Here is a 14,134-nt window from a genome sequence, read left to right as displayed (position 1 = left end):
TCATTTGAAGGCATCGAGAGCCTTGGTCGGTTTTCCACTGTTGTCGAAAGCTCCTTTGGCATATTGCTTCCATCCGTTGTAGCATTCAGGCTCCCAGTAGAAGACGCCCTCGCAGGCCGGCACCTTTTTCGCCCCGTCGACGAGATGCCTGAGGCAGGGCTCAGCCTGCTCCGAGTTCCAGTCCATGCCTACCTCGCTGATGACGATATCGGTGCCATAGCGTTGCTTCAACTTTTCGATGTTGGTGAGGCAGTCGGCTACTTCCGTGGTCCAGTCACTGTCGCCGGGATAGAGACTCATGCCGATGACATCCCACTTGCCCCCGGCGGCTTTCAGTCCGTCGAAGAGCCAAGTGAACTTACCGAGCTTGTTGCCCTGGTCCACGTGCACGATGACCTTGGTCTTGGGATACACCTCTTTGGCGGCATCGTAGCCCGCATTGACCAATTGGGCGAAGTTGGCGAAGTTGCCGTTGGAGACTTTACCCATTGGCCAAAGCATTCCCGTAGTGGTCTCGTTGCCCACTTGCACCCATTCCACGCTGTCGATGCCAGCCTTTTTCAGTGCTTCCAGCACGGTCCTGGTATGGTTGGCTACGGCTTGCTTCATCTCCTCCAGTGTGTAGTTTTTCCAGGCTTCCGGAATGTTTTGCTTGCTGGGATCAGCCCAGGAGTCGGAATAGTGGAAGTCGATCATCAGCCTCATGCCGAGGTTGTGGGCACGGACGGCTTTGGCGACCACGTCTTGCTGACCGCACCATCCGTCGGCGGGATCCACCCAGACACGCAGTCGGATGGCGTTCATGCCTAAGGACCGCAGGATCTTCATGCAGTCATTCTTGCGTCCCGTAGCATCGTAGAAGGCAATGTCGTTGGCCTCCATCTCGGTGAGCCAACTCACGTCGGCACCCTTGGCAAAGCCACCCATGTCGTAGGTCTTTGCTGTCTGTGCTCCCACCGTGTCGTCGTCGCTGCATGCCGAGAGCGAGACGGCAAACAGACTGAGCAGGGCGGCAGTGGCCGTTTTCAGAATATTCATTTTTTTCATGTGTTCCTTATTTATATATGTTGATGATTGAGGATTTATTATTTTATGGTGTGAAAAAAATTATTTGCTGTAGCTCCACTTCAGCGTGTTGAGGTCGGCAGTGACGGTCAGCATGGTTCCTGACTCAAAGTCATCCTTGAACCAGATGTTCCAGGCATCCTCGGCAGAAGAGAGCGTGAACAGGTCGCTGGGGTCAGAGCCGTACCAGATGTTGTTCTCTGTATCGACAAATTTAAAGTTTTCCCACTGCGAGGCTTTGTAGGTGCCGGTATACACGCCCTTGGTTTCAGTCTGATTGAGGGTGGCAAGCAGCGTGCTGCCATCTTTGGAATACATCGAGAGGGTAGCGGGCAGTGGCGTCTGAGGCTTTTCGTTGGGTTTTTTCTCACCCTCCACTACAGAGAAGTGGAACTGCGCGTCGGCGGGCTGAATGGCGAGTGTCACGGTGTATGTGCCGCCCTTGGCGAGCGTGGTGTCAGCGAGGGCGAGGCTGATGTCCTTGGAACTCGATGTGCGAGTCGTTGTGTTGTACTCCTTTGCGTCGGCCTGTGCGGTCAGTCGGGTGTTGTCGTCCACCTTCATCACGGCGCTCCACGAGTCCGTCGAACTGTCGTAGGTCAGGTCCATACCGTTTACCTTCACGGTCATGATGTTGGCAGCACTCCAGGTCTTGCTCTTCGTGTCCACGGTGACATACCAGTCGCCCTTGCCGTCGGCAAACCAGCAGTTCCACGCGTCGGAGGCGTCAGAGAGTTCAAACTCGTGTCCGTCGGCGCCATAGTTGCCCCACAGCGTGCCGTCCTTTTCCTGGAACCAGCAGTTGAGCCATGCCGTGGCTTTCATGTATCCGGTGTAGATGCCGTTTTCCGAGGGTGAGAACAGTTGAGCGATGACATCGGTCTTGTCCTTGTTGAGCACGTCGACGCTGTTCATGTGTATGGTAAAGGGCGTGACCATCACCTTGCACACATTGCTGTAGGCAGGAGACATGTTGTCGCCCTCTTTCGACATGACGCGGAAGTAGAGTGGAGACTGCGCGTCGGGTGTCAGTCCGAGTCCTTTGGCCAGACTGTTCAGGTCGTCGCCGGTGTAGGCTTTGGATAGATTGGTCACTGTGGTTTGTGCGCAGTTTTCGAAATTCTCGTTGGCCGAGACTTGCAGATAAGTCTTCAGCAGTCCGTCGGCAGCAGTCTTGGTGGAGTCGGATGTCAGCAGGTCGGGATTTTTCCATGCCAGCGACAACACGATCTTTGCTTTGTTGGCGGTAGAGAGTGCTACCTCGTCGGTGGAGGCCACCAGCGAAGAGGCACCGAAGCCGTTGAGGAAGATAAGGTCACCGTCCTTGTTGCAACTGCACAGGCTGGCAATGACGGCCGCCACGATGATGAAACGATATAATAGTTTGTTCATGGTGCTTGTTGATCAATAGTTTTCGTTATACAGGTTGGGATTTGCAGTCAGGTCGGTGGTCGGTATGGGGTAGATGTTGTACTTGTTGTCTACGGCCATGCCCTCCTTGGTACCGCCTTTCCACTGCCAGAGATATTTCGAGGTGGTGAAGGCACCGAAGCGGATGAGGTCTGTGCGGCGCTGGCATTCGAGATAGAGTTCACGTGCGCGCTCGTCGAGCAGGAAGTCGGTAGTGAGCTCGTTGACCTTGATGTTGCCGCTGTTGTTGCCAAAGGCACGCCGGCGCAGAGCGTTGACATAGTCGAGCGCCTGGTTGAGCGATCCGCCTTGCCCACCGCGAACGACAGCCTCGGCATACATCAGGTAGACGTCGGCCAGACGGAAAAGCGGAAAGTCGGTGTTTACGCCACCGTCGGCTGTGTTGGAGGCTTGTTGCCCGTCATCGGTCATGTTGGTCCATTTGATGGGGAAGTAGCCCTGAGTCTGATCGTCGATTTTGTCTAGATACTGGCTTTGTCCCTTGGTGAAGAACATGAAGCGGTTGTCGCCGTCGGCAAACTTCGAGGTCAGTTCGCCACGAGAGCGGAACATGCCCCATGCCTTTGTCACGCCGTAGTCGGCAGGATTGAGGTCGGCAGAGGTGTTGCCGAGTTCACCGCAGATGATATAAGTGGTGGTGCCCCACGTCACGGTGTGCTTGGCGTCGACGGGCAGCGCGAAGATGATCTCGTCGGTGCGTTTGTCGTTGTCGGCGTTGAAGAGCTGTGCATAGTCGCTGTGGAGGGTATAGCCCTGGTCGATGGCATTGTTGCAGGCTTGGATACATTCGGTGTATTTCTGTTTGCCCGTGTAGACCTCGGCATTGAGATAGAGACGGGCGAGCAGCGTGTAGGCGGCTCCCTGCGAAGCACGTCCGTAAGGACATTCGCTGGCCGGGTAGAGGTCGGTCACGCAGTCCTTCAGTTCACTTTCGATATAGTCGAAGGTCTGCTGTGGCTCGTAGCGCGGAGGCGTGAAGCTGCCCACGGGATCGTTTTCCGTCACGAAGGGAATGTAGCGGAAGAGGTCGAGGGCATGGTAATAGAACAGCGCACGCATGAAGCGGGCCTCGGCACGATAGTGCCGCAGGTTGTCCTGGTCAGTGCCGGTGGCAGCAGCTACCGTCTCCGGTGAGCAATGACGCAGAAACTCGTTGCACAGCGCGATGTTGTAGTAGATGCGGTAATACATATCCGCCACCCACGGGTCGTTGGCATCCCAGGAGAGATAGGTCAGGTCGCCCGTCTTGTCGCCCGACAACCAGGTAGAGGCCACCTCGTCGGTGCCATCCTCCTGCAGGTTGAAGAGGTCACGCATGTAGTCTTGTCCCTCGTTGCTGGAGAGATCAGGATTGTCACCGCCCTTGCCCTGGCCGGTGGTGGTCATCGACGTGTAGATCTTGCCGAGCACGGCGCGATAGTTTTCTGTGGTGTTGTAGACCTCTTTTGAAGTGGTCTCGGTGTGAGGGAACTGGTCGAGGCTTTCTGTGCACGCCGAGAGCGAGACCGTCAGAGCGCCGGCCAGAAGTATGTGGTTGATAATAGATGTTCTTTTCATGGTTGAGAGTGTTTAGAATTGTAGTCCGATGCTGAGCGAATAGGTTCTTGGACGTGGGTAGAAGCTGCTGTCCATGCCGTTGGGCACCTCGGGGTCGACACCGTCGTAGTTGGTGATGGTGAACACGTTCTGCACGAGTGCCGAGACGGTCAGGTCGGCGATCCAGCGGTTGAGTCTGCCGAAGTCATAGCTCAGCGAGAGATTGTCCATCTTCACAAACGAGGCATTCTCGACATAATAGTCTGAGAGATGCTGGCGCGTCTGGAATCCTGTGGCGAGATAGCTGCGGTTGAGGTTGTTGAGCTGGTAGGCGTTGTAGCTCACGGTCTCCCAGGCGCCGGTGTTCATGGCCATGCCGTTGTAGACATAGTTGCCGATGTTGGCGCGCAGCGAGGTGCTCAGTGTCAGCGAGCGCCAGCGCAGCGAGGTGCTCAGTCCCATCATCACGTCGGGAGCCGGCGACTTATAGCGGTAGCGGTCTTCAGAGTTGATGACGCCGTCGCCGTTGAGGTCAGCATACGCACCTTCGATCGGTTTGCCCGTGGCAGGGTCGTAGAGCTGATGATAGAGATAGAACATATAGGGCTCGTAGCCCTCGGAGAGCACTTGGAACTGATAGGAGTCGATGCTCGGTCCGACGAGCACGTTGGTAGTCTGCGAGCCCTTGACGAGCGAAAGGTTCTTGACCTTCATCTGTTCCCATGTGATGTTGTAGCTCAGGTTCCATTGCCAGTCCTTGGTCTGTATGGGTGTGACGTTGAGCGAAGCTTCCAGTCCGTGGGAGTCCACGTTGCCCACATTGGTCAGAATGCTCTTGGCGAAGTTGGTACCGGCGGCAGAGGGCACAGTGGCGAGCAAGTCTTCGGTCTTGCGTGTGTAGTAGTCCAGGCTGCCGGTGATGCGGTTGCCAAGGAATCCGAAGTCCAGACCGAAGTCCCATGACTTTGTTGTCTCCCATTTCAGGTTTGAGACGTATGCCTCGGGGCGATAGGTGAGGATATACTCGCCGTTCATCATTGCCTCGGCACCGGCGACGCTTTGTGTGTAGACCGGCAGATAGTTGTAGTTGCCGATGCCGTCCTGCTGTCCTGTGACACCATAGCTGGCGCGCAGTTTCAGGTTGCTGAGGACCTTGCTGTCCTTGAGCCATTTCTCCTGAGTCATCGTCCATCCGAGTGCTACCGAGGGGAAGGTGCCCCAGCGGTTGTCGCCGGAAAAGCGTGAGGTGCCGTCGCGGCGGAGAGTTGCCGTGAGCAGGTAGCGACTGTCGAAGGAATAGTTCAGACGGCCATAGTAAGATTTCAGCACATGGCGGTAGTCGCTGGCCTTTACTGTGGAGAGCTCGTCGCCCTTGGCGTTGCGTGTGACATACATCGGTGTGGTGCTCTTCCAGTACTGGTAGTCGTATCCAGCAGTCACCTCCACATTGCTTCGTGCGGGTTCAAAGTAGTGGCTGTAGTTGGCGTAGAGCGTCATCAGCTGGTTGGTGTTTTTCTGAGGGCCATAGCCGTAGTCCAGTCCCAGGGTGGAGAAGTTAGAGGCTGCCGTGGTGGGCACATATACTGTGCCTTCGCCTCGGGCGATGTCAGTGCCCACGGTGGCGTGGAGTTTCACGTCGGGGAAGAAATGGAGTTTGTAGTCCACGTCAAAGCTGCCGATGAGGCGCTTCACCGTGGAGCGCGAGTCATATTGGTCGACCAGTCCGCGTGGGTTGCACACGCCGCCGTTGACAGGAACGCCCGAGGCATCCAGTGCCTCGTTGTATCCGCCATAAGTGGTATTGTCGGCGTAGACAGGCAGGGTGGGGTTGAAGGTGGCGGCGGCCCAGATGGCACTGCCGTTGTAGAAGCTGTTCTTATTATAAGTACCCTTGACGTTGAGTGTGAGCTTCAGATGGTCTTGGAAAAAAGAGGGGTTGAGCACTACGTTGCCGGTCCATCGCTTGGCGTTGTCCTTGCGCACGAGTCCGTCCTGACTGTAGAATCCTGTAGACACACGGAAGGGCAGGAACCCCGCAGTGCCCGAGAGGCTCAGATTGTTGTCGGTGCCGAAGGCGGTGCGATAGACTTGGTTGTTCCAGTCGGTATTGTCGTTGCCAAGCAAAGCCCGCTGTGTAGCGGTGCCTTGGGTGTTGATGGTATTGACAAACTCGTCGCGGCTCATCATGTCGATCATGCGCGTACGGGTCTGCAAGCTGTTGGTGGTGCTAAAATTGACGCGCAGCTTTCCCTTGGCACCTTTTTTCGTGGTGATGATGATGACACCGTTGGAAGCACGCGAACCATAGATGGCCGTAGAGGAAGCGTCTTTGAGTACGGTCATGCTTTCGATGTCGTTGGGGTTGATCAGGCTCAGGAAGTTGCTGCCGTTGCCCGATATGCCGCCTTGCTCCAAGGGTATGCCGTCGAGGACGATGAGCGGGTCGTTGCTGGCGTTGAGCGAGGCACCGCCACGGATGCGGATTGTGGCGCCCGCGGTAGCCGAACCGCTGTTTGACATGATCTGCACACCGGCTACCTTGCCGTTGATGAGTTGCTCCGGGCTGCTCACCAGTCCCTTGTTGAAGTCCTTGGACTGTACGGTAGACACCGAACCGGTCAGGTCGCTGCGCCGTGTGGTACCATAGCCCACGACGACCACCTCATTGAGGTTGCGCTGTGTGCTGTGCAACTTGATCACGAGCGTACCATTAGTGATACTTACCTCCTGGGTGTCGTAGCCGAGATACGAGACGCTTAACTTGCGGGAAGGACCATTGACGTTCATCTTGAAATTACCGTCCATGTCGGTGACGGTACCGTCTTTACTGCCTTCCACCATGATGGTGGCACCCATGAGCGGATTGCCGTCATCAGCATCGACCACGCTACCCGTGATGGTCTTTCCCTGACTCCACACGCTAAGCGGCAGCGTCAGCATACAACCCATCAATGACACATAGAGCCATTTGGGCAATGTCTTGTTGTTGTTCTTCATTTAGGTTCTGATTAAAATGTTATTAGTGTTTCAATGTCTTCGTGCTGCAAAGTTAGGCTTCTCTGCTTAGTGAAGGGATGTTATTTTGGACAAATGAGGGTAGAAATTGGACAACCATGCTGTTTTTCCTTGTCTTTTTTGTACTTTTGCAAGTATCTAATAACTTAGCTTATGCCAGATCTTCAATTTAAGAGGCACTACACCTTATTATATATATATGTAGCCGTCGCGTTGCTGACGGTATTGGGTTCACTGCCTATTGCAGCCCAACCACTGCGTTTCAACAATTATGCCTTGCCCGACGCGTCGACCGTCCTTGCTGTTGAGCAGGACGGGCAGGGAATCGTCTGGCTGGGCACAGAGCGCGGACTCTATAGTTTTGACGGTTACCAGTGCTATCCCCGCTACCGTGCGCATACGTTTTGCGAGAGCCGTGTGCATTGTATCCTACGTATTGGACAGCGGCTCTATCTCGGAGCCGACGATGGTTTGCTCGTCTATGACATCCGGCGCAATGCTTATGAGCGTGTGGCGAAGTCTCCCAAGGACATTAGGGCTCTGCTGTCCGTGGGACAGCGAATGTATATCGGTGCCTCGTCGGGTCTCTTTGTCTATGACCATCATGGCGTGAGCCGTGTCAAGGGCATCGCCTCCGCCGTTTACTCGTTGTTGGCAGACGGGGGCACTGTGATGGTCGGTACGCTTGACGGTCTCTATACCCTTCGTGGCCGTGTGGGGCGCGTCCTGCTCAGATCAGGTCGTCAACCTCTTGTCAACGCCATGATACGCGACAGCCGCCGGAATTGTGTATGGTTGGGTACGGAGGGAGCACTTTATGCCTTTAGGCAAGGACATGTCGTGGAGGAAAAGGCACTTCGCGGCAATTCGGTAAAAGCCTTCTCCCTGAAAGCAGACGGTACCCTCTTCATCGGTACTGACAACGGGCTTTATGCCTATCGTGCCGAGAATGATGTCACACGCTATGGTCACGACGCACGCGTTCCGTCGACGATCGCCAACAACATTGTCTGGACACTCTTTCGCGACCGATGGGATAATCTATGGCTGGGCACCGACAACGGACTCTCGCTGTTGGCCGAAAACAGTTTTTTCCAATGGGTGCCCATCAGTGACATCACGAATAGTGGAGATGGCAATAGACTGCATGCTTTCTTTCAAGATCGTGAAGGCTATAACTGGGCAGGTGGTACCGACGGCATTCTGCGCTTCCGTACGCAGGGCGACGGTTACAGCCACGTGGCCTGGTATCGGCAGGGCGACGCCGCCTATTCACTCTCTCACAACCGAGTGAGGAAAATCTATCAGGATGCCGACGGCACACTGTGGGTTGCTACCGACCACGGCATCAACTGCTATGATCCCGCTACCGGACAGTTCCGTAACTTCATCGTGGCTGATCCATCGGGCAAGTACACGACGACATGGGCCTACGACATCGTGATGGACCGGCAACATAGATTGTGGATAGCGTCGTACATGGGCGGTATCTTCATCATTTCCAAGCAGAAGCTCTTGGCTTCCGGCGGTTACTGCATGGCAGACCACCATCTGTCAACAGCGGACGGATTGCCGAGTATACATGTCGGCCAATTGGCTATCGGCAACGGGAATAATATCTGGGCACTCTTCTATGACAAAGGCTTGGCGTGTGTGCCCCACGGACAGGGTAAGGCTATCCCCGTGAAGACCGGCAGAACCTATAATTTCATCGCCACTGACGTGCGTGGGCAACTGTGGGCCGGATATGACGGAGGTGTGGACATCTTTGCTTCACCGGCGCAGGCTCCGCGTACGATCAACTTTCACGATGATGGTCCCGAGGGACGCGTATCGACGATCTGTCCGGTTGGCGACCGCATGTGGGTCATCACCGGCAATGTTTGCCGCATCATCGGCAACAAGGGCGGTAACGTCAACTATCGTCTGCCTTCAGCCGATGTGCTTGCCGCAAACTACAGTACCCGCGACGGTATGGTCTGTCTGGCTGGCAGCGATGGCTTTTATCGCGTCGATGCTGCCAGTCTGACAAGATTCTCGGTACAAGAACCCGTTTCGCTGGCAGCACTCTACGTCAATGGCCGGCTCTACAATCCTTCTGGCTGCAATCTGTCTTATGCCCGCAGCGTCACGCTGAGCCACCGTGAGAGCACTGTGGCATTTTGTCTGACAGACATTCCTTTTGCCGACCACCCCTCGGCACTCTATGTCTATCGCCTTGAAGGACACGACAAGGGATGGACAGCATTGGATTCCGAGAATGGACACATTGCCTACAACGGACTGCCATACGGCGATTATCGCTTGGAAGTAAGAACGCTTGACGGCAATGGTCGTCCTGCCGACGAAGTCTATGGTTTCGACGTTCATATCTTGCCGCCTTGGTATCTCAGTATGTGGGCAAAGGCAGTGTATGCCCTGCTCTTCGTGGCACTGTGTTGCTGGGGGTGGAACTTCTGGCGTGTGCGCCAGCGTCTGCGTCAGGAGCAAAGAGAGAAGGCAAAGATATTGGAGCAGGTTCACAACAAGGCTACGTTTTACTCTCAGTTGGCCCAGCGCCTTAACCACCATCTGCGCACACTGATGGCTACGGCCAACACGATGCTCGCAACAGGCAACGCTAAGACAACAGGAGCGACGAAGACACGACATGAGTGGGACATCGTAAGAAAGGAGTCCGGGCAGTTGGCCACGCTCGTATATCGAAAGCTGAATGTCGATGACGGACAAGACACCTCCCCGGCAGACCCACCGGTGTCTGTCGACACGGTGGCTTATCTGAGACTACTGACAGAAGACAGCAAGGAAAAGGCACACGGACGAAAGGTCAATGTGGCATTTACCACCAATACCGACGCGCTTATTGCCGAGGTGGACATCATCAGTTGGCACCATCTGTTTGGCTCGCTTATGGACTATCTCATCGACGGCTCGCATCCGCAGGCAACAGTGACCGTGGCTGTGAATGCCGACATGGTGGGGCAGCAAGTCAGCTATGTACTCACCAGCACGGACTTGCCACTCACGCCGGAACAGCGGATCACTCTGCTACAATCGCTTACGCCGCTGAGTGATGTGAGGAGAGAAGTGGAGCTGGGACGAGGCACCATCGACGTAATGTCCGAGGACACGGCACTGAGCTTTCGGCTGACATTCGGCATCAAGCGTGATATGGCCAAGCCTACTGTCGGCCAAGCGCAGGACAGCACGGAGAAGAGTGCCGACGAGCGCTTGCTGAACGAGGTCTTTGAAACGATAGAGAAGAATATATCAGACTCAGACTTTAACGTCTCACGACTGCAGGAGACTGTTGGCATCGGCAGCAAACAGCTCTACCGAAAGGTGAAGCTCATGACGGGTATGACACCTGTGGAGCTGATTCGCAGTCTGCGCATGCGCCGTGCCGCCTCACTGCTCAAGGAGGGACAGTTCTCTGTGTCGGAGGTGATGTATATGGTAGGCTTTTCTGATTCTGGCTATTTCTCGAAATGCTTCCAAAAAGCTTTCGGTGTGACCCCAGCCAAATACAAACCATAAAAAAAGCCCATGCCACGGTGGCATGGGGCTATATGCTTGTATAGATATGTTTAGAACTTGATGAAATGGAGGCGGAGCGTGCCGTCGTTGAGGACGAGTTTGCCACTGGTAAGCTTCTCCACGGTGAAGTCCTCCTCCAAGTTGTTGAAGCCGAAGGGTCTGATAGCTTCAGGATCAGTCAGCAAAGGGTCACTGGTGGTACGGTTGCTCTGTCTTGCGTCAAAGATCTTGAGATGGCCGTTGGAGTTGTTGAACTGGAAGATGAATTCAGCACCGTTGTCTCTGTTGTTGAGCATCATGATCTTTCCCTGAACAGCCATAAACAGACTCTGTTCGCTGACATCTTTCTGTCCGCCAGTAGTCAGCGTGTCGATGGTGGTCAGTTTCCAGTAGCCGTCGAGCTTTCCGTTTTGGGAATGCTCTAACAGATCGCCGCATGAAACCAGAAGGAGTGCAGTGGCAATGAGGGAGAAGAGTATATTGAAGCACTTGGTCATATTGTAATTTTTTGTTTGTACTTGGTTAAAGTCACTCGAATATTATAAGTTGAAGATGCCGGACTTGGAGATGGTGATCTGAGCCCCTCTGTTGTGTCCGAGGATATGGCCGAAGTCCATGCCATAGGCAGCCTTGACATTCCACTGCCGGGGCAGAGCATACCGCGCCTCGATCATGAAGCTGGCGTTGTGGTGCTTCTTGGTGTAGGGATGTTCGTATGTACCGAGTCCCTCCTGCCAGGAAGCCAACACGCGATAGGAGAGGACGTCAGTGGGTTGTCCGTCAAAGCCGAGGTGGAAAGCCGTGAAGCGAGTATTCTGAAATGTGAGTGTGCCATCGGTGTTGTAGATCGGGGAGCGGTAGAGCGGGTTACCCATGGCTTGTCCCCAGTGTTGCCATCCAGGGAAGATATAATGATTGTAGTAATCATCCTTGCCGCTGATATGCTCTGGCCTTCCTGCTGTATGGTCGTGATAGAGGGGACCACTCTGGTATTTGGTATAGAGATATTCCACGACGATGTCTTTCAGCCAAGTGCCGTTGCGCAGGTTGAGTTCAACTCCGAGCAGCCAGTCTTTGAAGTCATACAGGAAGAAGTGATGACGCTTTTTCACATTCCACTCGTCGCCCGTGCCGTAACCGTCGTAGTCGAGTTGCAGCATGGAAGAGTGGTCTTCGAAATATTTGTCTGCATAGACTCCGAGTTTCCAACTGTCAGCCTCGTAGTTGAATCGTGCCACCCATGCGCCGAGGATGTCACCTTCCGCGTTTTGATAATCAGATCCAAGTTCAGGAGTATCGGCATCGCCAGGGACGAATGCCTTGAGATAGTCTTTCAATCCGGAACCATTGTGCACAGGCGACATCTTGCCATTACCATCGGGCCGGTATGCGGTACCTCCGAAGATCGTAGCCATCTCCAGTCCGAGTTCCAGCGACCAGGGGCAGAATCGGTCGGGATTGCCGATCATCAGATAGCCGGCTTTGGTGTGCAGGAGCACGTCGTCGGCATATTTCGATTGTTTCTGGGTGAAGTCATGCTGCCAGTTCTGGTCGGTCAACCGCCCGTAGGCAATGTGTCCTTTGAGATGAAGCCAGCGATTGGCAAAGGGCAGCGTCCAGTATTGTGGCAGTGCCAGCCGCACTTGCGGTACCGGCCGAGCGTTGATGCCTAAAGCCTGAGAGCCAGAACTGAGGGCATTGTTTTTCAGTTCCATTGGCCACTCCTTGGCACCCACGGTGAGTGTGCCGTGAAGCCAACGCAGTTCGGCAAAGGCCTGCTGAACGACGACGTGGCTGGTGTAGTGAACGGGTGCCACCAGGTCGAGACCGTAGCCGAGTGCCCAACGTCTGGCAGAGTCGGTGCTCAGCGGTCTGATAGCCTGCATGCGCAGATAGCCGTTGTTCTCTTCGAGTGAAGAAAGACCATATTTATTGGCGTTGAGCCAAAGAGGCGTCTTGCCGCTGGACATGGAGCCTTGCATCTCCACTTTGTAGTGGATGTCTTTGCCAGGTTGCCACTTTCCGGGATCAGCACCTTCCTGCCATGCATACTGGGCAGAGACAGCACTGGCGAGGCAGAGAGCGGCGAAGGAAAGAAGGATTCTTTTCGTCATTTTTTTGCCTGTGATCGTTAATTCTTTTGCAAAGATACGGCTTTTTAGGGATTTTCCTCTCCACGATAGGGGAAAACCTCTCTTGAGTCTTTTCTTTTTTATTAATTTTGCAACGTGAAGAAGAGGAAAGAGCTGTTTAGACGCTCTGCCCTCTGTCTCTGAGAAATGTTGAACAATAAAAAGAAGAAGATATGAAAAAGTTAGTTTTGACTCTTGTCGCCCTCTTGGTTATGGCTGTGCAGGCATCGGCCATGAGTTATGAGCAGGCACGTCAGCAGGCTTTGTTCCTGACCGACAAGATGGCTTACGAACTCAATCTCACGGATGCGCAGTATGAGGCTGCCTACGAGATCAACCTCGATTACCTGATGAGTATCAACACGTATGACGATCTCTATGGGGTCTATTGGCGTCAACGCAATCTCGACTTGAGCTATGTGCTTCTCGACTGGCAGTACCGTACCTATGTCGACGCAGCCTATTTCTATCGCCCGCTTTACTGGGACGGCGGGTACTGGCACTTCTGCATCTATGCGCGCTATCCGCATCGTGATTATTTCTTTTTCGGTCGGCCGAGTATCTACGTTACTTACTATGGTGGTCACAGCTGGCGGATGAATGGCGGACGCAGCTGGTACTATGGTCGTCGCTTCGACGGACCGCGCCGCGGCAATGGTGGACGCTATATGGGAATGCGCGACGGATTTGACCGCGGTGACTTTGGCAGGGGCACACGCTTTGACGGCAGAGACTTTGGTGATCGTGGTAACGGAAACCGTAGCTTTGGCAATGGCACACGTTTCGGCGGCAACAACGGCAACCGTAGCTTCGGTGGCGGCAGCCGTACCTACAGTGTGTCGAGTGCGCCCTCAGGCTATGACCCACAACGCGACCGCACACGCTCGTTTGGAGCCCGTCAGAGCAGCACACGTACTACCGTGACACAGCCGAGCCGCTCGTTTGGTGGAAGCACCACGACGGGAGAGCCCAGCCGCACGTTCTCCGCGCCGAACCGCTCGTTTGGAACACGTAGCAGCGAGACCAACCGTTCGTTTGGCAGCAGCGCACCGAGCCGTTCTTTCGGTAGTGGGAGCAACGCACCGAGCCGCTCTTTCGGTAGTGGCAGCAGTGCGCCAGCCCGCTCCTTCGGTGGTGGTAACAACGCACCAAGCCGGTCCTTTGGTGGTGGCGGAGCTTTTGGTGGCAGTCACAGTTCTGGTGGTGGCCACTTTGGAAATGGAAGATAGAAATCAATAGATATTAAGAGTCGTATTTTGGATAACATTTTGCCCGTTCTCCTGTCCTGGGAGAGCGGGCTTTTTTGTATGGAGAGGGAAGGGCTGCTGCACAGCAGCAGCGAACGGAACGCAGAGGAAGGGCTGCTGCACAACAGCAGCTAACGGAACGCAAAGGAAGGGCTGCTGCACAACAGCAAA

General features: G+C 54.7%; 8 protein-coding genes. 2 read left to right on the top strand and 6 right to left on the bottom strand.

Translation table 11 applies throughout. The annotated features are described in order from the left end of the window. Genes FYJ73_RS03805 through FYJ73_RS03790 form a run of 4 tightly spaced genes read right to left on the bottom strand, consistent with a single transcriptional unit; the run spans position 1 to position 7,029 of the window. On the bottom strand, positions 1 to 1,047 hold the full coding sequence (locus FYJ73_RS03805) for a glycoside hydrolase family 53 protein (RefSeq protein WP_154533384.1): 1,047 nt from the start codon (positions 1,045 to 1,047) through the stop codon (positions 1 to 3). A 60-nt stretch (positions 1,048 to 1,107) separates the two neighbouring features. Next, the gene (locus tag FYJ73_RS03800; protein ID WP_154533383.1) at positions 1,108 to 2,457 is read right to left on the bottom strand and encodes a DUF5111 domain-containing protein; all 1,350 of its coding nucleotides are present in this window, start codon (positions 2,455 to 2,457) and stop codon (positions 1,108 to 1,110) included. Positions 2,458 to 2,469: 12 nt separating this feature from the next. Next, a complete protein-coding gene (locus FYJ73_RS03795; protein WP_154533382.1) occupies positions 2,470 to 4,053 on the bottom strand; it encodes a RagB/SusD family nutrient uptake outer membrane protein in 1,584 nt (527 codons plus the stop codon). 12 nt (positions 4,054 to 4,065) lie between these two features. Beyond that, positions 4,066 to 7,029 carry a SusC/RagA family TonB-linked outer membrane protein gene (locus FYJ73_RS03790; protein WP_154533381.1) on the bottom strand — a complete coding sequence of 988 codons (2,964 nt, stop codon included), beginning with the start codon at positions 7,027 to 7,029 and terminating at the stop codon, positions 4,066 to 4,068. A gap of 171 nt (positions 7,030 to 7,200) precedes the next feature. On the opposite strand from FYJ73_RS03790, the gene FYJ73_RS03785 reads away from it, so the two are divergent. After that, the gene (locus FYJ73_RS03785) at positions 7,201 to 10,584 is read left to right on the top strand and encodes a two-component regulator propeller domain-containing protein (RefSeq protein ID WP_154533380.1); all 3,384 of its coding nucleotides are present in this window, start codon (positions 7,201 to 7,203) and stop codon (positions 10,582 to 10,584) included. Positions 10,585 to 10,634: 50 nt separating this feature from the next. Here FYJ73_RS03785 and FYJ73_RS03780 read toward each other — a convergent pair whose 3' ends face one another. Then, on the bottom strand, positions 10,635 to 11,081 hold the full coding sequence (locus FYJ73_RS03780) for a lipocalin-like domain-containing protein (RefSeq protein WP_154533379.1): 447 nt from the start codon (positions 11,079 to 11,081) through the stop codon (positions 10,635 to 10,637). Positions 11,082 to 11,123: 42 nt separating this feature from the next. After that, positions 11,124 to 12,698, bottom strand: a complete 1,575-nt coding sequence (locus FYJ73_RS03775; RefSeq protein WP_154533378.1) for a capsule assembly Wzi family protein — start codon at positions 12,696 to 12,698, stop codon at positions 11,124 to 11,126. Between the two features lie 191 nt (positions 12,699 to 12,889). Here FYJ73_RS03775 and FYJ73_RS03770 point away from each other — a divergent pair, with 191 nt between their 5' ends. Then, a complete protein-coding gene (locus tag FYJ73_RS03770) occupies positions 12,890 to 13,945 on the top strand; it encodes a hypothetical protein (protein WP_154533377.1) in 1,056 nt (351 codons plus the stop codon). Positions 13,946 to 14,134: the final 189 nt, after the last annotated feature.

Origin of the sequence: Hallella mizrahii (genome assembly GCF_009695775.1) — a bacterium.
GTDB classification, from domain to species: domain Bacteria; phylum Bacteroidota; class Bacteroidia; order Bacteroidales; family Bacteroidaceae; genus Prevotella; species Prevotella mizrahii.
This window is presented reverse-complemented; position numbering and strand designations above follow the sequence as displayed.

What these genes read in the sequence shown, in the direction of transcription:
- FYJ73_RS03805 (WP_154533384.1), bottom strand. Translation starts at nt 1,047, where the DNA reads ATGAAAAAAATGAATATTCTGAAAACGGCCACTGCCGCCCTGCTCAGT.
- FYJ73_RS03800 (WP_154533383.1), bottom strand. Translation starts at nt 2,457, where the DNA reads ATGAACAAACTATTATATCGTTTCATCATCGTGGCGGCCGTCATTGCC.
- FYJ73_RS03795 (WP_154533382.1), bottom strand. Translation starts at nt 4,053, where the DNA reads ATGAAAAGAACATCTATTATCAACCACATACTTCTGGCCGGCGCTCTG.
- FYJ73_RS03790 (WP_154533381.1), bottom strand. Translation starts at nt 7,029, where the DNA reads ATGAAGAACAACAACAAGACATTGCCCAAATGGCTCTATGTGTCATTG.
- FYJ73_RS03785 (WP_154533380.1), top strand. Translation starts at nt 7,201, where the DNA reads ATGCCAGATCTTCAATTTAAGAGGCACTACACCTTATTATATATATAT.
- FYJ73_RS03780 (WP_154533379.1), bottom strand. Translation starts at nt 11,081, where the DNA reads ATGACCAAGTGCTTCAATATACTCTTCTCCCTCATTGCCACTGCACTC.
- FYJ73_RS03775 (WP_154533378.1), bottom strand. Translation starts at nt 12,698, where the DNA reads ATGACGAAAAGAATCCTTCTTTCCTTCGCCGCTCTCTGCCTCGCCAGT.
- FYJ73_RS03770 (WP_154533377.1), top strand. Translation starts at nt 12,890, where the DNA reads ATGAAAAAGTTAGTTTTGACTCTTGTCGCCCTCTTGGTTATGGCTGTG.